Raw genomic sequence first — 21,841 nt, forward strand, 5'->3', positions numbered from 1 at the left:
AAGGCCGGCCAGCAAAAAGGCTCGCCCCCCGGGTACCGCGCGTACCCGGGGGGCGAGCCTTTTGTGTCTGGCGTTGTCGCTGACGCGCTGGCTCAGGCCCGGCGCTCAGGCGTCGGCGGACTGGCGTGCGTTGTGGTTGGCCAGGTACTTGAGCAGGCCGTCGATGCCGTTGCGCGCGACGATATCGGCGAACTGGCGGCGGTACACCTCGATCAGCCAGGCGCCCATCATATTGATGTCGTAGATCTTCCAGCCGTTGCCGCTGCGCTGCAGGCGGTAATCGATCTGCATTTCATCGCCGTTGTTCAGCACGCGTGTCTCCACCACGACATCCGTGGCGCCGCTGGCGGCCAGCGTCGGCTTGTAGCTGAACTTCACGTTCTGCTCGCGCAGTTGCGACAGCGAGACCGCGTAGCTGCGCACCAGCAAGGTCTGGAACTGCTCGTACAGCTGCTTTTGCTGCTCGGGCGTGGCATTGCGCCAGGCGCTGCCGACCGCCAGCCGGGTGGTGCGCTCAAAATCGGCGTACGGCAGGAACTGGCGCTGCACGACCGCGGTGATCTTGGCGAGGTCGCCGTTGCGGGTGTCGGGGCTGGACTGGATGGTGCCGATCACGCCCTCGACCGCCGCACGTACCAGGCGGTCCGGCGAGGACCTGTCAACCGTTTGCGCTTGCGCGGGGCAAACCATGGCCACTGCGGCAAGCGGAACGAGGGGGATGAGGGGAACGAGGGCCTGGAAAGCAATACCGTGTTTCTTCATGCGAATTTGGACCTGAAAATGCCAGTCGGTTCGCCGCCGGCAACGCCCGGCAGACTTGCCAGGAAAATCAAACAGGAAATGCGCCGCGCTGCGCCGCTGCAGGGCTGCAGCCCGGTCCGCGCGCACGTGCCGGGGCAGTATAGCGCACCGGCGCGCGCGCTCCGCGCAGCGCCACACCGCGCCGTCCCGTTATACTCGCGGCTGCCACTTTGCGCCCTGCTTTGCGCCTTTGACTACGCGCGTCATTGCGCACCACACCGTTACTGCTCCCTATATCGCCCATGTTGACGTCGTTGGTCATCCGCATTGTCCAGTTTTCCACCCGCCGCGCATGGCCCGTCATCGCGCTGGCGTTGCTGCTGACCCTCGTCAGCGGCGCCTATGTGGCCGGCCATTTCGCCATCAATACCGATATCAGCCGCCTGCTCGAGTCGGACCAGCCCTGGGCGCGCCGCGATGCCGCCGTAAGCGCCGCGTTTCCCCAACGCGACCAGATGATCCTGGCGGTGGTACAGGCGCCGGCGCCCGAGCTGGCGAACGCCGCCGCCAATGAGCTGGCTGACGCGCTCGCCAAGCAAGGCAAGCTCTTTCGCGCCGTCAGCCAGCCCGGTGGCGGCGAATTCTTCGAACGCAACGGCCTGCTCTTCGTCGATACCGCCAAGCTGCGCGACGTTACGTCGGAGCTGACCCAGGCGCGGCCGCTCCTGAACGCGCTGGCGCACGACCCGACCCTGCGCGGCCTTTCCGATACGCTATCGACCACGCTGTCGCTGCCGCTGCAACTGGGCCAGGTCAAACTGGGCGACATGGCCAAGCTGCTCGGCAAGAGCGCGGATACGGTCGACCGGGTACTCGCTGGCAAGCCGGGCGCCTTGTCCTGGACCGGGCTGGTGGATTCGAGCCAGGAGCCCGCCCCGGGCCACCCCGCCACGGCGTTCGTCGCGCTCAGCCCCGTGCTTGACTACGCTGGCCTGCAGGCCGGCGCGGATGCCGCCGATGCCATCCGCGCCACGGCCACCAAGCTGGGCCTGGCACAGCGCTACGGCGCCCAGGTACGCCTGACCGGCTCGCAGGCGCTGGCCGACGACGAGTTTGCCTCGGTCAAGGAAGGCGCGGCCTTCAATGGCGCGCTGACGGTGCTGGTGGTGATCCTGATCCTGTGGCTGGCGTTGCGCTCCAAGCGCCTGATCCTGGCCGTGCTGGCCAGCCTGGCGGTCGGACTGGCCATCACCGCGGCCCTCGGGCTGGCCATGGTGGGCGCGCTCAACATGATCTCCGTGGCCTTTGCCGTGCTGTTTGTCGGCCTGGGCGTGGATTTCGGCATCCAGTTTGGCGTGCGCTACCGCGCCGAGCGCCATGTGCATACCGATATCCCGGACGCGCTGGCCAGCACGGCGCGGGCAGTCGGCGTGCCGCTGGCGCTGGCCGCGGCTTCCACCGCGGCGGCCTTCTTCTGCTTCCTGCCCACCAACTATCGCGGCGTGGCCGAGCTGGGCCAGATCGCCGGCGTGGGCATGCTGGTGGCGTTCCTCACCACCATCACGCTGTTGCCCGCCCTGATCACCGTGTTCCGCCCGAAGGACGAAGTGGGACGGGTCGAAGTGCCTGGCTTTAAATGGCTGGCGCCCGCCGACGATTTCTTCGAGCGCAATCGCAAGCGCGTACTGCTTGCAACCGGCGCCCTGATTCTGGCGGGGTCGCCGCTGCTGATGCACCTGCGCTTCGACTTCGATCCGCTGCACCTCAAGGATCCGCATTCCGAGTCGATGGCCACCTTGCTCTCGCTCAAGGACGCGCCCCAGGCAGGCACCGACAACGTCAGCGTGCTGGCGCCCTCGCTGGCCGCCGCGCAGGACGCCGCCGCCCGCCTGGCAGCGCTGCCGGAAGTCTCGCGCGCCGTCACGCTGCAGACCTTCATCCCCGACGACCAGCCAGCGCGGCTCGCCTTGATCGCCGCCGCTTCGGCCAGCCTGATGCCGGTGTTGACGCAGGCAACGGCCACCCCTGCCAACGATGCCAGGCTAGTCAATTCGCTCAAGAACGCGGCACGCCAGCTCGCGCTTGCCGCGGACGAGCACCCCGGCCCGGGCGCCGCCGAGGCGGCGCGCCTGGCAGCCTCGCTGCGAAAACTGGCCGCCGCGGACGCGGCCACGCGCGAGCGCGCCGAGCAAGCCATCGCCCAGCCGCTGCGCCTGGCGCTGGCGCGGCTGCAGCGCGCGCTAGCGCCACAGCCGATCGCCCGCGAAACCCTGCCGCCGGCACTGGTGCGCGACTGGGTTGCCCCGGATGGCCAGGCGCTCGTCAGCGTGAGCCCCAAGCTTCCCGTCGCGGCCACGCCAGGAGACGCCTCCAGCACCGGCGACAGCGATGCGCGCGACGCCGCGCTCACGCGCTTTATCGACGCCGTCCAGCGCGTCGAGCCCACCGCGGTTGGCGGCCCGATCTCGATCCGAGGCTCTGCCGACACCATCATGACAGCCTTTGCCCAGGCCGGCGTGTGGGCCGTGCTGTCGATCACGCTGCTGCTGTGGATCACGCTGCGCCGCGTGGGTGATGTGCTGCGCACGCTGGTGCCGCTGCTGGTGTCCGCGCTGGTGACGCTGGAGCTGTGCGTGGTGTTCGGTATTCCGCTCAATTTCGCCAACGTGATCGCGCTGCCACTGCTGTTCGGCATCGGCGTGGCCTTCAAGATCTACTACGTGATCGCGTGGCGCGAGGGCAAGACCCAACTGCTGCAATCCCCGCTGACGCACGCCGTGCTGTTCAGCGCCGCCACCACCGCCGCCGCCTTCGGCAGCCTGTGGCTGTCCCAGCATCCGGGCACGGCCAGCATGGGCAAATTGCTGGCACTCGCGCTAGCATGCACGCTGGTCGGTGCCGTATTCTTTCAGCCGATCCTGATGGGGCGGCCGCGCGAGCGGTCGGCCCCCGCCACCGGTCCGGCCCATTGATGTCTCGTCTCCATAGAACAATGACTCACCCCGACTCTCGCCTCTCTCGCCTCCTGCCGGCGCTCTCTTTCTCGCTGTTGGTCACAGCCTGCGCCAGCGGCCCGCAAGCCAGCCCTGACGACCCCCTGGAGCCGCTCAACCGCGTTGTCTTCAAGGTCAACGACAAGGCCGACGAGTACGTCGCGACGCCGCTGGCCAAGGGCTACCGCGCCGTCACGCCGCAACCGGTGCGCACGGCGGTCACCAATTTCTATTCGAACCTCGCCGACGTCGGCAATACGGTCAACAACCTGCTGCAAGGCAAGGGCGTGGATGCGGCGGAAAGCTTCATGCGGGTGGCAGTGAACTCCGTGCTGGGCATTGGCGGCCTGATCGATATCGCCACGCCCGCCGGCATCGGCAAGCACTCCCAGGACTTCGGGCTGACGCTCGGCGTTTGGGGCGTGCCGGCCGGCCCGTACCTGGTCCTGCCGCTGTTCGGCCCCAGCTCGGTCCGCGACGGCGTTGGGCTGTATGTGAACTTCCAGCTGTCCCCGACCACGTGGGTGAACGATGAAGGCGTGAAGTGGGGCCTGTGGGGCCTGGGCTTCCTGGACGCACGGACCAATGCGCTTGGCGCGACCGATCTGCTGTCGCTGGCGGCGCTGGATAAGTACAGCTTTGTGCGCGATGCATACCGCCAGCGCAGGCAGTACCTGATCCAGGGCGGTGGAGGGAAGCTGCCGGACTATGAGGATACCGAAGCGCCGGCCGAAAGCGCGGCGCCTGCGCCTGGCGCACCGGGGGCGCCTGTCGGCGCGGAAGACAAAACGCCCGAAGGCGAAGCGAAGAAGCCCTGAGCCTGGCTTGACCCTGTCTGGCTGGCCCTGGCCTTAATCCGGGCCTTAATCCAGGCCTTAGTCCAGGCCTAAGCCAAACCCCATCCCCACCCTGCCCCTGGCGGCCAGCAGCGCAAGCCTGGCCAGCCTCGCATCCCTGCCCAGCCGGATCAGGTCCGGCACCTGTCCCGGCCCCGCCAGCAGCGCCTTGAGCAATGCCCAGATGTCGGTGCTGCCATCGGGACCCATGCCGGCCACCGCGGCGGGCGGCACTTCCCGCTGCGCGGGATCGATCACCACCCGGCAGGCGGCGAACGGCAGCCCGAATTCCTCGGCGACACGCGCTGCGATATGCGATTCCATGTCGACCGCCAGCGCACCGGTGGCCGCATGCAACGCCGTCTTGGCCGCCACCGAGGTCACAGCCTGGTCAGCGCCGGCAAGCACGCCGGAAATGGCCTCGGGCAAGGCAAGCGAAAGCGAGCGCGACCAACTGGCGTCAACGGGCCGCAATCGATTCCCATCATGGATGGCAGAGGCAACGATCACCCGGCCGGGCAACAGCGCGGGATCCAGCCCGCCGGCCACGCCAAAGCTGATCACGCCGGCGCAGGGATGCGCCAGGCGTTGCCGCAGGCCTTGCGCCAAGGCTTCGGCGCGCAGGCCGTGCAGGGTTTCAACGCCGGGGCCGGCGGCGATGCCGGCCTCGAAGCGCATGCCAGTCACCACCAGCGTGGGACCGGCATGGCGTTGCGGCAAGCTTGGCGCCGTCACATCCCCCACGCCACTGCCCGCGTGCCGTCGCGGCGCAGGTTGCGGTAGCGCGCCAGTGCCCACAGCGGGAAGAAGCGCGCGTAGCCGTGGTAGCGCAGGTAGAACACGCGGGGGAAGCCCACCGCGGTGAAGCGCGCCTCGCTCCACAGGCCGTCGGCCTGCTGCATGCGCATGAGGTAGTCCACACCACGCGCCACGGCCGGATGATCGACCTGGCCCGCGGCCATCAGGCCCAGCACCGCCCAGGCGGTTTGCGACGGCACGCTCGGCGCGGTCTCGTAGCCCTGGTAGTCGAGGCGGTAGCTGCTGCCGTCCTCGCCCCAGCCGCCGTCAGCGTTCTGGATCGAGATCAGCCAGTCGGCGGCGCGGCGCATTTCCGGCGCTTCGGGCGCCATGCCGGCCGCATTGAGCGCACACAGCGCGCTCCACGTGCCGTAGACATAGTTCGTGCCCCAGCGGCCATACCAGCTGCCGTCGGCCATCTGCTCGTCGAGCAGGTAACGCTGGGCACGCCGGAAGGCTTCGCTGCTGGCCGCGGTCTCGCCCAGTTGGGCGAGCATCGACAGACAGCGCGCCGACACGTCGGCGGTGGGCGGATCGAGCAAGGCACCATGATCCGCGAACGGGATATTGTTCAGGTACTCATGCGTGTTCTCGGGCTCGAACGCGCCCCAGCCGCCGTTGCCGCTCTGCATGCCCGCCACCCACTCGCGCGCGCGGCTGACAGCCTCTTCGTAGCGTGAACGATGGCTGGCCGGTGCCACAGCCGGCGCGGCTGCGCCGGTGCGCGCCGCGCGGTCCATGGCCATCGCCACCACGGCGGTGTCGTCCACGTCCGGGTAATGCGGGTTGGCGTACTGGAAAGCCCAGCCGCCGGGACGCACGTCGGGGCGCCGCACGATCCAGTCGCCGCGCACGTCCAGCACCTGCAGCGGGCGCAGCCATTGCAAGCCGCGCTCAACGGCCGCCTCGGCGCGCGGGCCGCCCACTTCCAGCAAGGCGTGGCTGGCCAGCGAGGTGTCCCACACCGGCGACAGGCACGGCTGGCAATAGGCCTCGTCGCCATGCACCACCAGCAGCTTCTCGATGGAGGCGCGGGCCACCACCACATCGGGATCGGTGCGCGGCACGCCGAGCACGTCGAACATCATCACGGCATTCGCCATGGCCGGAAAGATCGCACCCAGGCCATCCTCGCCGTTCAGGCGTTCGCGCACGAACTTCTCGGCGCGGGCGATGGCGCGCGCGCGCAGGCTGCGGGGGAACAATGGCTCCGCCACGCGCAAGCCGGCGTCGAGCACACGGAACAAGCCGAACCACACGCGCTTCTGGTGCGGCGCGCGCGGGGCCAGCCGGGCTGCCTGGCATGGACGGATAAACAATTCGTCGATGCCCACGCCACGCGGATTCCTGGCCTGGGGACGCAGGCTGTTGAGCACCAGCAGCGGCACGATCACCGTGCGGGCCCAGTACGCGACCTTGGACAGGTGGAACGGGAACCACAGCGGCAGCAACATGATCTCCACCGGCATCATCGGCACCGCCTGCCACGGCATCACGCCGTACAGCGCGAGCAGCGTGCGGGTGAAGACATTGCTGGCCTCGGCGCCGCCCATCCCGTGGATGGCGGCGCGGGCACGGCGCATAGGCTCCGACTCGGTGTCGTCGCCAATCATCTTGAGCGCGAAATACGCCTTCACGCTGGCGCTGATGTCCGAGCGGCCCTGATGGAACAGCGGCCAGCCGCCATCGGCGTTCTGGATGCGGCGCAGGTAACGCGCGATACGGGCTTCCAGCACGGTATCCGGGGTCTCGCCCAGGTAGTGCACCAGCAGTACATATTCCGCCGGAATCGTGGCGTCGGCCTCCAGCTCGAACACCCAGTGGCCATCCGGCCGCTGGCTCGCCAGCAAGGCGTCAAGCGCGCGGTCAAGCGTGCCCTCCAGCTCATCTTGCGCGGGCTCATTCGAATTGGGGGATAGTGCAACTTGGCTCATCGGTTTCGATGTCCTCTTTTCAACAACGCAATTACGGCAATGCCGCACGCGGCCGTCAGCGGCCTTGTGCGGCAGTCAATCGGCGGGACCACCTCAGACGAGGCCATGCCGCAGCAAAATCCATAACAATCGCGGCCGCGGCACGCGCACCCGCGCACGCGGAGCAGCCCAGCCGCGTGCCAGCAAACCCTGCAGGATCACGTGGTAGACCTCGCCCATGATGCGCGGCGAACGGACCGTGCGGCGCGGCGCCGCGTTCATGATGGCGAATGCCTGGTCGTAGTACGCCTGCGCCTGCTGCGCGACGTCCAGGCACGCGCGGCCAACGGCGGGATGCCCGACGATGGCATGCGGCGCGCCGATCGGCACGCCCGCGCCCAGCAGCGCTTCGGCCGGCAGGTACACACGGCCCAGCTCCGCGTCTTCGTCGATATCGCGCAGGATATTGGTCAATTGCAACGCGCGGCCAAGGTGATGCGCCAGCGCTACGCCGGCATCGCGCTCCATACCGAACACACGCACGGCAAGGCGCCCCACCGCACTGGCCACGCGGTCGCAATAGAGATCCAGCGTAGCGTTGTCGGGGGCGCGGATATCCGCGTGCACGTCCATGGCCATGCCATCGATGACGGCGAGGAAATCCTCCTGCTGCAAGCCGAAGCGCTGAATCTGGGCAGCCAGCCCGCGCAATGCCGCCGGCGGCGTGCCGGCATAGCACGCGGCAAGATCGGCGCGCCAGGCGTCAAGCCCGGCAAGGCGCGTGGCGCGCGGGCCATCGCCATCGGCAATATCGTCCACCGCACGGCAAAAGCCATAGATCTCGAACATCGCCTCGCGTTGCGCGGCGGGCAGGATCTTGAGGGCGGTATGGAATGAGCTGCCGGACGATACGGCATGGCCCGCTTGCGGGACGGTTTGCACTGCGATTTCTGTTCCGGCCACGTAACTCCTCGTCACGCGTTGGACCGCCGTGCTGCTTTGCTGCCTGGGCCTGGCTTGTCGCCACAGCCCGGCACGCAGCGCCAGGCGGCATGTTTGGGGTAGTGGGCGATTATACCAACTCCGGCCATGGGCTCAGGCACCAGCCGAAGAAGGGGGTTGGAGGAGGGTGTGCCGTGCAGGCCACCGCCAGCGCCACCGGGGCTGGCGCTGGCCTGGCGCGCGCGGCACCGCGTTCAGATTGGCTGGCGAGCGCCTATTTAACGCGCTGGCTGGCGCGGCGGCGCTCCATCACGAACCTGCCGCGCCTTGGATCGTAGCGCGCTATTTCGATGTAATTAGCATCGTTTAGCGGGTTGTTATCGCATTCCATGGCACCCGCGCCACTTGCTGCAGCCTGCGCGGCCAGCGCACGCTCGGCCTCGGCGGCGGCACGCATGCGGCGCAGGTCGGCCAGCACAGACGGCGAGATGCGATCGAGCAGACGGCTGGACCTTAGCTTGTTCATGGCGGCCTTCCTCGAAGGGATGGCGCCAGTGTAGGCCCGTGGCACGGCCGTTTAATGTGCCCTGGACCACGCACCGGAGCATTTTTTGCGCCGTGGCTGGCGCGCGAGCCACTCCGGTGCCGCCAGCCGGCAGGCAGGAAACGTGCTCAGAACCCCAGCGGATAGCCGTCCTTGCGGTGGTCCGAAGCCGCCGCGTAGCCATCCTCCAGGCGCATCGCGATCTGCGCGCCGCCGAATTCGAGGTTGCCCTGCGGCGCCACGTCCACCTTGTGGCCGCGCGCGCGCAAGCCTTCCACGGTGGCGGCCGGGCAATTCCACTCCACCGCGATGGTGGCGTTGTCGTCCAGCACGCGCCAGCGAGGCGCATCGCACGCGGCTTGCGGGTTCTGTCCGAAATCCGCGAGCCGGCTGGCCATTTGCAGGTGGCCTTGCGCCTGCATCGAGCCGCCCATCACGCCGAAGCTGGCCAGCGGCGCGCCCTTGCGCATCAGGAAGCCAGGGATGATGGTGTGGAACGGCCGCTTGCCAGGGCTCACCTGGTTGGGGTGGCCCGGCTTGAGATTGAAGCCCCAGCCACGGTTATGCAGCGCAATGCCGGTGCCGGGCACGACCACGCCGGAGCCGAAGCCTTTGAAGTTGGACTGGATGTACGACACCATCATGCCGCTCTTGTCCGCCGTGGTCAGGTACACGGTGCCGCCGCTGTGGGGCTTGCCCGGGCCGGCTGCCGCCGCGCGCTCCGGGTCGATGGCCTTGGCGCGGCTGGCCAGGTAGGCGCGATCGAGCAGGTGGGCGGCCTGCACCTCGGTCATTGCCGTAGGGTCGCCCACATACGCGTGCAGATCGGCAAACGCCAGCTTCATGGCTTCCACCTGCACATGGATAGCGGCGGCGGAGTCCACGCCCATTGCCGCGACATCGAAATGCTCCAGCATGCCCAGCGCCATCAGCGCGCCGATGCCCTGCCCGTTCGGGCCGATCTCGAACAACTCCAGGTCGCGATAGGACATGCTGATCGGCTGGACCCAGTCAGCGCGATGGGCGGCCAGGTCGGCCTCGGTGATCAGCCCGCCAGTGGCGCGCGCATGCGCGGCGATACGGCCGGCCAGCTCACCGTGATAGAAATCGTCGCCCTTGGTCTGGGCGATGCGCGCCAGCGTCTGCGCCTGGCCCGCGCAGATGAAGCGCTCGCCCGGCAGCGGCGCGCGCCCGTTCGGCGCGAAGGCGTCGGCAAAGCCCGGCTTGTCGATCAGCACGGGCACCTGCGCCTGCCACTGGCGGTGCACGGTGTGTGAGACCAGGAACCCGTTGCGCGCGTATTCCAGCGCGGGCTCGAAGAGCTCGGCAAACGGCAGGCTGCCGAACTTTTCCCAGGTGGCGCGCCAGCCGGAAACGGCGCCAGGCACGGTCACGGTGTCCCAGCCGTTGACCGGCATGCTGCCGTAGCGCGAGAAATACTCGGGCGTCCACGCCGCCGGCGCCCGTCCACTGGCGTTCAAGCCATGCAGCTCCTTGCCATCCCAGATCAGCGCAAAGGCATCGCCGCCGATCCCGTTCATGCACGGCTCGACCACGGTCAGCGCGATCGCCGTGGCCAGCGCCGCGTCCACGGCGTTGCCGCCGCGGGCCAGCATGCGTAGGCCTGCCGCGGCCGCCAGCGGCTGCGAGGTGGCCACCACGTTGTCGGCCAGCACGGGCACGCGTTGCGAAGGATAGGGGAAATTCCAGAAATTGGTCATGGCTTTGCGAGGCTCCGAGGGTTGGGGGTTCTGGCCAGCGGCTTGCACGGCAGCGCCGGCCAGATGCGTTTGTGCTTTGTTCTTGCGCGGCGGCTACTCGATCTTGACGTTGGCCGCGCGCGCCACCTTCTCCCACGCGCGCATCTCGTCGCCGATCATGCGGCCAAACGGCTCGGGCGCGGTGTACTTGATCTGCACGCCCTGTGCTTCCATGGCCGCAGCCAGCTCCGGCGCGGCCAGCACTTCTTTCATCGCGGCGGAAAGTTGCTTGAGCACCTGGGGCGGCGTGCCCTTGGGCGCAACCAGGCCGAACAGGTTGTCGGCACGGAAGTCTCGGATGCCGGCCTCGGTCACCGTCTGGGCATCGGGCAAGGAGCTCAGACGATGCTCGGACGCCACCGCCAGCAACCGCAGCTTGCCGGATTTCACGTGCGGCAGGGCCGAGGGAATGCTGTCGAACATCATGCTCGCCCGGCCTGCCATCAGGTCCGGCAGCGCGAAGGCGCTGCCCTTGTACGGCACGTGCACCACGTCCACGCCGGTACGCAGCTTGAACAGCTCCGACTCCAGGTGCGACAACGTGCCGGAGCCCTGCGAGGCAAAGTTGTACTTGCCGGGAGACGCCTTGAGCAGGCTGACCAGCTCAGGCACCGAATGCGCCGGCAACGAGGCCGGCACCACCAGGATATGCGGCACGGTGCCGATGCCGGCAATGGGCACGAAATCGCGGGCGAGGCTGGCGGGCTGGTTGCTATACGTCGCAGCCGCGATGGCGGCATTGCTGACAGCGGCCAGGTAGAGCGTATAGCCATCGGGCGCGGCCTTGGCCGCGAAGCTCATGCCGATAGCCCCGCCAGCGCCGGGGCGGTTGTCCACCACCACTGGCTGCTTGAGCACGGTGGACAGGCGCTGGCCCACCGCGCGCGCCAGCACATCGGTGGCGCCGGACGGCGGGAAGGACAGCACCAGCTGGACCGCGTGGTCCGGGTAGTCCGCTGCGGCGGCTGGCGTGGCGGTGGCAGCGGCGCCCGCGGCCAGCGCCAGCAGCAGGCCAGTTTGTGCCCGCTTGCCCCCACGGAAGAGACGGGCTGGCCCCTGCAACGTGCGGGTACGGTAAAGCGACTGGATAAACATGATCAGGGTAGCTCCGGATAGCGTCGAAGACGTTAACTGCCGAGGTAGAGTCGGAACGGTCCGGGGCGCAGCCGCTTTGGCTGCCGGCTTGTTTGCGCGCCCCTGTCATGCTGGATCTGGCTTCGCCTTGGGGCGAGATTGACTGACGGGAAGCGCAGATTTTAGGCCCGCCCGGCGGCCACCGGAATGCGGATCGGCCATAGAGCTATGCGAAAATGGAATACGCATTGCGGCCACGGCCTGGCGCCCTTGGCAGGCCAAGCCGGCGGCAGGCTTTCCCTCACCGTTCCGACGCTTCCGAAGGCACATCCCATGCAGCTGAAATGGATCGACGACCTGCTGGTCCTGGAGAAGACGCGCAGCTTCTCGCGCGCCGCCGAGTTGCGGCATATCACGCAGTCGGCACTGTCACGGCGCATCCGCTCGCTGGAGGACTGGGCCGGCGCGGTGCTGGTCGACCGCAACACCTTCCCCATGGACCTGACCCCGGCCGGCAAAACCTTCTGCACCAGCGGGCGCGAGGCACTCACGCTGCTGATGGAGGCACGTGCCACGCTGCGCCAGGAAAGCCGCATGCCGGGCAAGGCCATCCAGATCGCCGCCGGGCATACCTTGTCGCTGACCTTCCTGCCGGGCTGGCTCAAGGCATGCCAGAAGCGCTACGGCCAGTTCAATGCCCGGGTCGTGGCCGCCAACGTGCTCGAAGCCGTGGTGGCGCTGTCGGAAGGCAACTGCGACCTGATGCTGGGCTACAACCATGCGCGGGTGCCGGTCTCGCTGGATCCGGACAAGTTCCGCAGCCTCACGGTCGGGCACGACGTGCTGATGCCGCTGTGCGCGCCCAATGCGCGCGGCGCCCCGCTGTTCCCGCTAGGCAGCAGTGGCGCCAAACCGATTCCCTACCTGGCCTATACGGCCAGCACCACGCTTGGGCGCATCGTCGAGGTGATCCTCGAAGACGCGCCGCCACGCCGTGCGCTGGCGCGTTGCTATGAGGCCGACATGGCAATCCTGTTGATGAAGATGGCCGGCGAAGGCCACGGCGTGGCCTGGCTGCCGCGCACCACCGCGGCCGATGCGCTCGCGGCGGGCACGCTGGTGCCGGCAGGAGACGCCGCGTGGTGCTCGGCATTCGATATCTGTGCGTATCGCGCCGCCCATGCCAGCAACCCTACCCTGCTGGAACTCTGGGAGGTGCTGGAGCGGCAAGCGCAATAACACTCATCGCTGCACCGCTCGCACCGCCGCGTCACCTATGCTGTATAGGTTTGAAAACTGCTGCGGGAGCACTGACACCATGGGCCTTCTTGGCATCCTGCTGGCCCTTGGCCTGCTGATCTGGCTGGCCTACCGGGGCTGGAGCATCCTGCTGGTGGCGCCGGCGGCGTCGCTGCTGGCCGCGGCCACGGCCGGCGAGCCCCTGCTGGCGCACTGGACCCAGACCTTCATGGGTAGCGCCGCGGGCTTCCTTGCCCAATTCTTCCCGTTGTTCCTGCTTGGCGCGCTGCTCGGCAAACTGATGGATGACAGCGGCTGCGTCAATGCCATCGCCGCATGGATGACGCTCACGCTCGGGCCACGGCGCGCCATCCTGGCGGTGGTGCTGGCCGGCGCGTTGGTCACCTACGGCGGCGTCAGCCTGTTCGTGGCCTTCTTCGTGCTAGCGCCGATGGCGCAAGCGCTGTTCGCCGCCGCGCAGATCCCGCGCCGGCTGATGCCGGCTGCGATTGCGCTGGGCACCTCCACCTTCACCATGTCCGCCCTGCCCGGCACGCCGGCCATCCAGAACGCGATCCCGATGCCGTTCTTCGGCACCACGCCGTTTGCCGCGCCGGGCCTGGGCGTGCTGGCGTCCGCCATCATGCTGGCCTTCGGCCTGTGGTGGCTCGCGCGCATGGAGCGCGGCGCGCGCCGCGCGGGCGAAGGCTTTGGCGACGAGGCGCTGGAATCCGCCGACCGTGCCGCTGGCGATGAACTGGTACGCGAGCGCGCCACGGTGGCCAATGCGTTCGATCCCGCCGAAGCGCGCCACGGCGCGCGCAGCGCCGAATGGCCGGCAGTGTGGAGCGCGTTCCTGCCCTTGGTGATGGTGGTGGCCGTGAACCTGGCGATGAGCTTGCTGGTGTTGCCCCGCTGGGACGCGAGCTACCTGGCGAACGAGCGCTGGGGCGGCACCAGCCTGGCGGCGCTGGGGGGCGTATGGGCGGTGCTGGTGGCGCTGGCAGCGGCCATCCTCTGCCTGCTGGCATTGCACCGCAAGCGCCTGGGCAAGCTGCGCGAGAGCATGGACGCGGGCGCCAATGCCGCCGTGCTGCCGGCAATCAGCGTGGCCAGCCTGGTGGGCTTTGGCTCGGTCGTGGCCGCCCTGCCGGCCTTTGAACTGGTGCGCGAATGGGTGTTATCGATCGCGGGCGGTCCACTGGTATCGCTGGCGGTGGCCACCAATGTGCTCGCCGCGCTGACTGGCTCGGCTTCGGGCGGGCTGACCATCGCCCTGCAGGCGCTGGGCGGCACTTACCTGCAGCTATCTGAGGTGACAGGCATCGACCCGGCCCTGATGCACAGGGTCGCCGTGATTGGCGCTGGCACACTGGACAGCCTGCCGCACAACGGCGCGGTGGTGACGCTGCTGGCGGTTTGCGGCACCACGCATCGCGAAAGCTATCGCGATATCGTGGTGGTTGGCATCATCGGCCCGATCGCGGCGCTGGCGGCGGTCATCGCGCTCGGCGGCGCCTTCGGTTCGTTCTAGGCAGCTTCCGGGTAAAACGCGGCGCGGCGCTCAGGTGGTGGCCGCACGCGCGTAGCGCTGGCGCGGCACGGGCAGCGCCTTCAACTGCTCGCGGCGGATCCTGATGGCTTCCTCGTTGCCGCGCTTGATGGCGGCGCGCAGGTTCAGCACTGCCTTGCGGTACTTCTTCTTTTTTCTGACGCTGGTGGTAATGGCCATGGCGATCCGTTTCCTTCTCTCCAGGTGAGTTCCCGGGCGCGCGCCGCGCGCCCGGCCGAACTGCTAGTGGAAACCGTTTCCCCCGGATCGTCAAGGCGCGGCGCCGCGTGGCTGGGCCATGCGTAAAGATCCGAATACCGCGCATGAGAATTTTCAGATCGGGGCGCGTTGCCCCGCCAGCGGGCGCGCCCCCTGCCTCAGCTACCTCAGGTGCCGGAAGCGACAGTCACGAACACGGGGTTCGAATAGAACCACAGGTCGTTGTAGTTGCGCGCGTTGATGGCGTTGAAGCGCGGCGTGTTCTCCGTCAGGTCCGTCTTCAGGTCGGGCAGCGGGTTGCCGTTGGCGGTCTCGCCCGGCACGTTCATGCCAAGATTGGTGCCGCGCAGCCGGAAGTACTGGCTCTTGGCCGCGTTGAAGGTGTAGGTCACCGTGTTGTAGCCGTCCTTGTCCAGCTTCCAGTCGGCCTTGGTGAAGGTGGCGATGACCTTGGTGGAGTCATTGGTGTCCTTGCTGTAGCCAGGCGTGCCGGGCAAGGCGCGCGGCGTGACGTCGCCGGCGATCAGGTCGATGTGGTCCACCGTGGGCTTGACGTTGACGTTGGCGCCGCTGTCCAGCGGGTACTCGAAGTTGTTGCGCTCCGGGCTCTTGAAGCGGATGGTCACCGTCACGCTGTCGCCGGCACGGGCCTTGAGCTCACCGCCCATCTCGCGTTTGGTGCCGCTCGCGGCCACGTTGAAGTCCAGCGCGTTGATGAGATCGCCGAACACCGAGAACGCCTTGCCGGCGCGTAATCCATCCACCACTGACTTGATGCCGGTCCCCTCCAGCCAGACGTAATTGCGGGCGTACTCGCCGGGGAAGTAGCCGCTGCTGAAAAGCCCGCCGGCGGTCTTGAAATGGTGGTCCGAATTCGCGATGTTCCAGAAGCGGCGGCCGTCGCCCAGCAGCGCGTCCCAGATCCCGCCGACCTGCGCGACCACGTAGTCCACGCCGCCGTAGGTGCGCGACTTGAGGTTCGCATCAACATAGCTGCTGTTATAGCCGCCGCGGTCGGGCTCCATCTGATTGCCGACCATGCCTTCCACCGCGAACGCGATGTTCGGCGCGAGGTCATTGAATTCGCGGTAGTCGGCGGCCGTGTACTTGCCTGGATTGCGCGACGGATGGTTGATCAGCGCGTAGCTGGTATCGGGGAAGTTGGTCTTGAGCCAGGTGAACGCCTGCACCGCATCGGCGTGGCTGGAGGCGGCGGTGCGCGGCGCCTTGGCGTTCCAGGCCGCCACGTCCGCCGGATCGAACATGGTGTCGGGGCGGCTGGTGAAGAAATACTCGAATTCGTTGGCGCCCTTGACCGCCGTTGCGAGTGCGGGCGAACCGCTGAAGATGCCCACGTTGACGTGATCGTGGGTGGGCATGTCCCACTCGAAGGTCGAGAAGATCAACTTGCCGGGGTAGCGGCCATCGGCCTGCAGTTGCTTGACGGCCGGGACTTCGTAGTTAGCCAGGCCCTTCGAGAATGGGATCGAGCCGCCTGCGATTGCCGTGCCCGTATTATCGCGATCCGACACGCGCAGGTGGTTCGACAAGGCCATCCAGTCGAGGTTGTTAGCAGTGAAGGCCTGGTCGAGCACCGTGGTGAGCGGGCTCTGCGCGTCGTTCGATTCGATGGTGTGGACGTGCAGGTCGCCGGTGGTCCACTTGCCGGTGACTTCGGCAACCGGCGGCGGCGTAACGGGCGTAACGGGCGTGACGGGCGTGCTCGGTGCGGCCGGCGCGGTGTTGGCGGATTGCTCGCCGTTGCCGTTGCAACCGTAGAAGCCGCCGGCGATGCACAAGGAGGCCGCTAGGCCGAGGATGGATCTGGTGTGGCGCATTGGATTCGATTTCCCTGATGACTCTGTTTTGTATTGACCCGGCTGGTCCGCGCGTCTTTCGTCCGGGCGCGCTGGCAAGGCTCTTGTGGGCGCAGATAGTGATTGGCGTTCGTGACACAGAGGTGACGCAAAGACGACAAATCCAGCATTTGGGTAAATCGATACACTCAATTGGGAAAATCCGTATCACTGACACGACATTCTGACTTACAGAACGATCAATCGCATGCGCGAAGCCTCGCTTAATGCGCGCGTCATGCAAATCGGCTAGAGCGGAGAGAAGAAAGCGTCACTGCAGCGAAAGGCGATGGCCGATGCGGCAAGCACTATAGTGAAGACTGTTTCCACGCCGCCAGAAGGATGCCGCATGAACGCCAGCCTCTATCGCACCACCGCCGTGAAAATCCTGATCGCCGCGCTGCTACCGGTGGCAGCCGCGCATGCGCAGCTCGGGGACCTGCTCAAAGGCGCCACGCAGGGCGGCACCGAGAGTTCGTCCGGTGGCCTGAGCGGCCTGGGCAGCAGCCTGGGCGGGATGAGTGGAATGCCCTCGCTGCAATCGCTGAGTTCGGGCAGCACCGGCAATGTCGCCGGGATCCTGGAGTACTGCGTGAAGAACAACTACCTTGGCGGCGCCAGCGGCGCCGCCTCGGTCAAAGACAAGCTGCTGGGCAAGGTCGGCGGCGACTCTCCCACATCCGACGCCGGCTACACCAGCGGCGCCAAGGGCATCCTGAGCAGCAGCGATGGCAAGCAGTTCGACCTGAGCGGCGGCGGCCTCAAGGACCAAGTCACCAAGCAGGTCTGCGACAAGATCCTCGCGCAGGGCAAATCGCTGCTGTAGGGCCAGGCACGCTGAGCGCCCGGTCAGCGCTCAGTGCTCAGGCGGGCGACAGGCGGAAGGCCGACACGGCATGGTGCAGCGCGCCGGCCTGGTCTTCCAGCGACGTGGCGGCCGCGCTCGCCTGCTCCACCAGCGCCGCGTTCTGCTGCGTCATCTGGTCCATCTGCGCGACCGCGCGATTGACCTCCTCGATGCCGGTGCGCTGCTCCGCGGTGGCCGAGGCGATGCCATCCATGATCGACGTCACGCGGCCGACCGCGTTGACGATCTCGGCCATGGTCTGCCCGGCCTGCTCCACCAGTGCCGAGCCGCTGTCGACCTGGCCCACCGACTCGACGATCAGCGTCTTGATTTCCTTGGCCGCGCCCGCGCTGCGCTGCGCCAGGTTGCGCACCTCCCCAGCCACCACCGCAAACCCGCGTCCTTGCTCGCCGGCGCGCGCGGCTTCCACCGCGGCGTTGAGCGCCAGGATATTGGTCTGGAAAGCGATGCCGTCGATCACGCCGATGATGTCGTTGATCTTGCGCGAGCTGGCGGTGATGCCGCGCATCTTGTCCACCACCTGGCTGACCACGCTGCCGCCTTGCTTCGCGATCTGCGAGGCGTCAGCCACATACTGGCTGGCCTCCTTGGCGTTGTCGGCGTTCTGGCGCACCGTCGCGGTGATCTGCTCCATGCTGGCGGCGGTCTGCTGCAGCGAGGCCGCCTGCTGCTCGGTGCGGCTCGACAGATCGCTATTGCCCGAGGCGATCTCCTGGGCCGCCGAGGTGATGGAATCGGCCGATTGCTGGATGCCCGCCACCGTGCCGGCGAGCTGGTCGCGCATATGGCCGATGGCGTACATCAGGCTGGAGCGGTCGTCCGGGTGGGTTTCGACGCGCGCCGTGAGGTCGCCGCTGGCCATGCGCAAGGCAAGGGCCGCAGCGGTAGCGGGCTCGCCGCCCACCGAGCTCTGGATGCTGCGGATCAGCAGCGTGGCCACCGCGGAAATCACGATGCCCAGCAGCACCAGCAGCCCCAGCGATTGATACAGCGAGGCGCGGAACTGCGCTTGCACGTCATCCATATACGTGCCGGCGACCAGGTCCCAGCCCCACGGCTTGAAGCGCGCCACGTAGCCGATCTTGGGGCTCGGCTGGTCGCTGCCCGGCTTGGGCCACCAGTAGTCCAGGTGGCCAGCGCCTTCGGCCGACGCGCCGCGGGCCGCGATATCGGCATACAAGGCGTTGCCCTTGGCGTCCTTGAAGTCGCTCATGTTCTTGCCGTTGAGCTTGGCGTTGATGGGATGCATCAACAGCACGGAATCCGCGCCGACGATGGTGATGTAGCCATCCTTGCCATAACGCTGCGCGGCAACGCGGGCCGTGGCCTGGGCCTTGGCATCGGCCTCGGACATCTTGCCCTGGCGCGCCTGCTCGGCATAGTCGCGCACCAGCGAGAGCGACATGTCGACAATGTTAGCCAGCTCGCCGCGGCGATCGGCCATTTGCAGCTGGCGGGTCTGGAAGGCGTGCATCACGGTCAGCAACAGCAGGCCGAGCCAGGCCAGCACAAGGGGAATCCACAGCTTTTTTCGCAGGGTCAGACGATTCATGGCATTCGCTTCTCGGGGCAATGGCCGGTCATGCAGGAGGCATGCGGCACCTCCGAATATCGGAGCCGGGCTCGCCTTCTTTAGCGAAAGGCGCGACAGGACCGCACGAAAGGCCACGAAGCGCAGAAAATGTCGCATGAAGCACCAAAATGGCGACAGGTTGTGCCAGGCCGAAACGCTCGCGCACCCGCACGGTGCCAAAAAAACACCTGCCATCCGCCCCCGAAAGCGGCGCAAATACGGCTACAATGCGCCTCGCATTCCACTCGGTAATTGCAATTGACTTGCAATTACCTGGCTAGTGGACTGCCAAGGGTTCGAAGGTGCCTCCGGCGCGCAGCGCGCGGCGGGGGTTAAACGGGAAACAGGTGCGCCGCCGGCCATGCCGCGGCTAATCCTGTGCTGCCCCCGCAACGGTCAGCAGGTACAAAGGTGTCACGCCGCGCCAACAGGCCGCGGCAGCCACTGCGCATCATCGCGCGGGAAGGCGGCACCCCGGACGCGCCCCAGCGGCAGGCGTCCCCCTGCAAGCCCGGATACCGGCCTTCTACCGATCACCGGGGCTGCGGACGGGCGGCCAGGCGTGAGACGGCTGGCCACGCGCCCGGCCGTCACTGCGCGCTCGTCCGCGGCTGGTTCGTTTATTGCCGCCGGGCGGGGTCGCCCCCGCGGCCAATGATGGAAAGTCCATGTCCGCGCGCCCTCGCATTGCCTGTACCGCCTCGCCGGCGGCCGTCACGCCACGCCAACGTCGTCATGCGCCCAAGCCGCCGCGCCAGCTCGCGCATCATTGCGCGCTCGCGCTATCGCTGGGGGCCTTCGCCGGCCTGGGCGCCGATGCCGCCTGGGCGGCGGACGATGCGCAACCTTCAGAGCGGGCGCAATCGCAGCCGTCGCGCGGCGACAGCACGGTGCTACCGCCAGTGGTAGTCAGGAGCGCCTCGCAGCCGGCCGGGCTGGCGCTGTCCGAGCCCACCAGCACCGGCAGCCGCCTTGCCCTGACCCCGCTGGAAACGCCCGCTAGCGTGGAAGTCCTGTCCGGCGACACCATTCGCGAACGCGGCGATTTGTCGGTGCGCGAGGCCGTGACCCGCGCCACCGGCATCACCGCCAATGGCGCGCCCGGCAACGGCGGCACGGCGCTCGCGGCACGCGGCTTTGCAGGACAAGGCTCGGTGATGCAGCTGTACGATGGCACGCGCCTCTACGTGGCCTCCGGCACCGTCACCTTCCCCTTCGATACCTGGTCCGTGGACCGCATCGAAGTGCTGCGCGGCGCGGCCTCGGTCATGGTTGGCGAGGGCGCGATCGGCGGCGTGGTCAACGTGATTCCCAAGAAGCCGATGCGCGCGCCGATCGCCAACGAGCTGCAGCTCACCGGCGGCACGCAAAAAACAGCGCGCGCGGCGTTCGACAGCGGCGGCGCGGTCAACGAGACCCTCTCCTACCGCTTCAACGCCAGCTACGGCCGCTCCGGCGGCTGGGTGGACCGGGGCGACTCGCGCAGCCTGGCGGTGTCGGCCGCGGCGCGGCTAGACGTATCGCCTGAGTTCAACCTGACGCTGTCCTATGACGACGCCGACCAGCACCCGATGCAGTACCTGGGCACGCCGCTGGCGGGCGGCAGCCTGGACACCTCGCTACGCAAGAAGAACTACAACGTTGGCGATGCCGACATCACCTACCGCGACCGCTGGACCCGGCTCGCGGCGCAGTGGCAGCCCAACGAGCGCGTCATGGTGCGCAACCAGTTCTATTACCTCACCAGCCAGCGCCACTGGCGCGACGCCGAGTCCTATACCTTCCTGCCCGCGACGGGCCAGGTGCGCCGCACCGACTATCTGGAGATCCTGCATGACCAGGAACAGGTGGGCGACCGCGCCGACCTGAAGATCGATGGCCAGCTGTTCGGCATGGCCAATACCGCCATGGTGGGGTTCGACGTCAACCGCATCAACTTCACTCACAGCAACAACTCGCCCTATGGCGGCGCGTCCACGGTCAATGCCTACCAGTTCGACCCGGGCCAGTTCTTCAGCCCGCCGGGCATTGTCACGTCGCCGCGCTTTCGCACCCACACCACGCAAGCCGCGCTGTTTGGCGAGGACCGCCTCAAGCTGACCCGGCAATGGTCGGTAATTGGCGGCGTGCGGCTGGACCATGCCCAGCTGGAACGCGGCAACCTGGTCACGGGCGACGACTGGACCCGCAGCTTCAACAACATCACGTGGCGTGCGGGCACGGTCTACGCATTCACGCCAGCCTTGTCGGTGTATGCGCAGTACGCCACCGCCACCGATCCCCTTGGCGCACTGATCTCCACCTCGGACGCACAGAAAGATTTCAAGCTGGCCACCGGGCGGCAGATCGAAGCCGGGGTCAAGCAATCGTTCTGGAACCAGCGCGGCGAGTGGACCTTTGCCGCCTACCAGATCGTCAAGAAGAACCTGTTGACACGCGACGCCAGCAACCCGGCGTTGTCGGTGCAGGTGGGCGAGCAATCCTCGCGCGGGCTGGAGGCCTCGGTCAGCGTGGAACTCATGCGCGGGTTGCGCTTGGATGCCAACGGCACCGTGCTGCGCGCCCGCTACGACAACTTCGCGGAAAGCGTGAACGGCGCGCTGGTCTCGCGCAATGGCAATGTGCCCACCAGCGTTGCGCAGCAGGCGGCAAACCTGTGGCTGACGTGGGCCTTCGCACCGCGGTGGCAGGCAGGCAGCGGCCTGCGCTACGTGGGCAAGCGCTACACCAACAACGCCAATACCACCACCATGCCGTCGTACGCGGTGGTGGATGCCTCGCTGCAATGGCGCGTATCGCGCAAGACGGCGCTGACGCTGCGCGTGTACAACCTGTTCAACCGCGACTACGCCGAATCCTCTGGCAACAGCGGCAGCCAGTGGCTGCTGGGCCGGCCGCGCGCGGCCGAGCTGACGGCCAACTTCTACTTCTAG

At 67.6% G+C, this 21,841-nt stretch carries 16 protein-coding genes and 1 riboswitch; of the genes, 6 read left to right on the forward strand and 10 right to left on the reverse strand.

What is annotated here, in order from left to right; translation table 11 throughout:
* Positions 1-105: 105 nt before the first annotated feature.
* Positions 106-762: an MlaC/ttg2D family ABC transporter substrate-binding protein gene (locus AC1RQK_RS35710; RefSeq protein WP_492373008.1), complete on the reverse strand. Its 657-nt coding sequence runs from the start codon at positions 760-762 to the stop codon at positions 106-108.
* Between the two features lie 281 nt (positions 763-1,043).
* Here AC1RQK_RS35710 and hpnN point away from each other — a divergent pair, with 281 nt between their 5' ends.
* Positions 1,044-3,713 (forward strand): hopanoid transporter HpnN, encoded by a 2,670-nt coding sequence (gene hpnN / locus AC1RQK_RS35715; protein ID WP_492814113.1) that lies wholly within the window; start codon positions 1,044-1,046, stop codon positions 3,711-3,713.
* Between the two features lie 20 nt (positions 3,714-3,733).
* Positions 3,734-4,552: an MlaA family lipoprotein gene (locus AC1RQK_RS35720; protein ID WP_492373010.1), complete on the forward strand. Its 819-nt coding sequence runs from the start codon at positions 3,734-3,736 to the stop codon at positions 4,550-4,552.
* A 57-nt stretch (positions 4,553-4,609) separates the two neighbouring features.
* On the opposite strand, the gene AC1RQK_RS35725 is transcribed toward AC1RQK_RS35720, so the two are convergent.
* The 6 genes from AC1RQK_RS35725 to AC1RQK_RS35750 form a co-directional block, all read right to left on the reverse strand.
* Positions 4,610-5,290: a phosphorylase gene (locus tag AC1RQK_RS35725; protein WP_492373011.1), complete on the reverse strand. Its 681-nt coding sequence runs from the start codon at positions 5,288-5,290 to the stop codon at positions 4,610-4,612.
* A gap of 11 nt (positions 5,291-5,301) precedes the next feature.
* Complete coding sequence (shc, locus tag AC1RQK_RS35730) at positions 5,302-7,302, reverse strand: squalene--hopene cyclase (protein ID WP_492814116.1); 2,001 nt, start codon at positions 7,300-7,302, stop codon at positions 5,302-5,304.
* 93 nt (positions 7,303-7,395) lie between these two features.
* Positions 7,396-8,244 (reverse strand): presqualene diphosphate synthase HpnD, encoded by an 849-nt coding sequence (gene hpnD, locus AC1RQK_RS35735; protein WP_492373013.1) that lies wholly within the window; start codon positions 8,242-8,244, stop codon positions 7,396-7,398.
* A gap of 253 nt (positions 8,245-8,497) precedes the next feature.
* Complete coding sequence (locus AC1RQK_RS35740; protein ID WP_492814118.1) at positions 8,498-8,749, reverse strand: hypothetical protein; 252 nt, start codon at positions 8,747-8,749, stop codon at positions 8,498-8,500.
* A gap of 146 nt (positions 8,750-8,895) precedes the next feature.
* Complete coding sequence (locus AC1RQK_RS35745; protein ID WP_492814120.1) at positions 8,896-10,488, reverse strand: gamma-glutamyltransferase family protein; 1,593 nt, start codon at positions 10,486-10,488, stop codon at positions 8,896-8,898.
* A gap of 93 nt (positions 10,489-10,581) precedes the next feature.
* Positions 10,582-11,622: a Bug family tripartite tricarboxylate transporter substrate binding protein gene (locus tag AC1RQK_RS35750; RefSeq protein ID WP_492814122.1), complete on the reverse strand. Its 1,041-nt coding sequence runs from the start codon at positions 11,620-11,622 to the stop codon at positions 10,582-10,584.
* A gap of 312 nt (positions 11,623-11,934) precedes the next feature.
* On the opposite strand from AC1RQK_RS35750, the gene AC1RQK_RS35755 reads away from it, so the two are divergent.
* Both AC1RQK_RS35755 and AC1RQK_RS35760 read left to right on the forward strand, forming a co-directional pair.
* Positions 11,935-12,840 (forward strand): LysR substrate-binding domain-containing protein, encoded by a 906-nt coding sequence (locus AC1RQK_RS35755; protein ID WP_492373017.1) that lies wholly within the window; start codon positions 11,935-11,937, stop codon positions 12,838-12,840.
* 79 nt (positions 12,841-12,919) lie between these two features.
* Positions 12,920-14,374 (forward strand): GntP family permease, encoded by a 1,455-nt coding sequence (locus tag AC1RQK_RS35760; protein WP_492814124.1) that lies wholly within the window; start codon positions 12,920-12,922, stop codon positions 14,372-14,374.
* Positions 14,375-14,404: 30 nt separating this feature from the next.
* Here the strand turns inward: AC1RQK_RS35760 and AC1RQK_RS35765 are convergent, their stop codons facing one another.
* Positions 14,405-14,572, reverse strand: coding sequence for a hypothetical protein (locus tag AC1RQK_RS35765; protein ID WP_318235508.1), 168 nt, complete (start codon positions 14,570-14,572; stop codon positions 14,405-14,407).
* 206 nt (positions 14,573-14,778) lie between these two features.
* The gene (locus tag AC1RQK_RS35770; protein WP_492814126.1) at positions 14,779-16,449 is read right to left on the reverse strand and encodes an S-layer protein; all 1,671 of its coding nucleotides are present in this window, start codon (positions 16,447-16,449) and stop codon (positions 14,779-14,781) included.
* A gap of 367 nt (positions 16,450-16,816) precedes the next feature.
* On the opposite strand from AC1RQK_RS35770, the gene AC1RQK_RS35775 reads away from it, so the two are divergent.
* A complete protein-coding gene (locus AC1RQK_RS35775) occupies positions 16,817-17,293 on the forward strand; it encodes a YjjA family protein (RefSeq protein WP_174428084.1) in 477 nt (158 codons plus the stop codon).
* A 37-nt stretch (positions 17,294-17,330) separates the two neighbouring features.
* Here AC1RQK_RS35775 and AC1RQK_RS35780 read toward each other — a convergent pair whose 3' ends face one another.
* Positions 17,331-18,887, reverse strand: a complete 1,557-nt coding sequence (locus tag AC1RQK_RS35780) for a methyl-accepting chemotaxis protein (RefSeq protein ID WP_492814128.1) — start codon at positions 18,885-18,887, stop codon at positions 17,331-17,333.
* Between the two features lie 304 nt (positions 18,888-19,191).
* Positions 19,192-19,449, forward strand: a riboswitch (cobalamin riboswitch).
* A 127-nt stretch (positions 19,450-19,576) separates the two neighbouring features.
* On the opposite strand from AC1RQK_RS35780, the gene AC1RQK_RS35785 reads away from it, so the two are divergent.
* Positions 19,577-21,841 (forward strand): TonB-dependent receptor, encoded by a 2,265-nt coding sequence (locus AC1RQK_RS35785; protein ID WP_492814130.1) that lies wholly within the window; start codon positions 19,577-19,579, stop codon positions 21,839-21,841.

The sequence above is a fragment of the Cupriavidus sp. GW822-FHT02D05 genome (genome assembly GCF_058802485.1).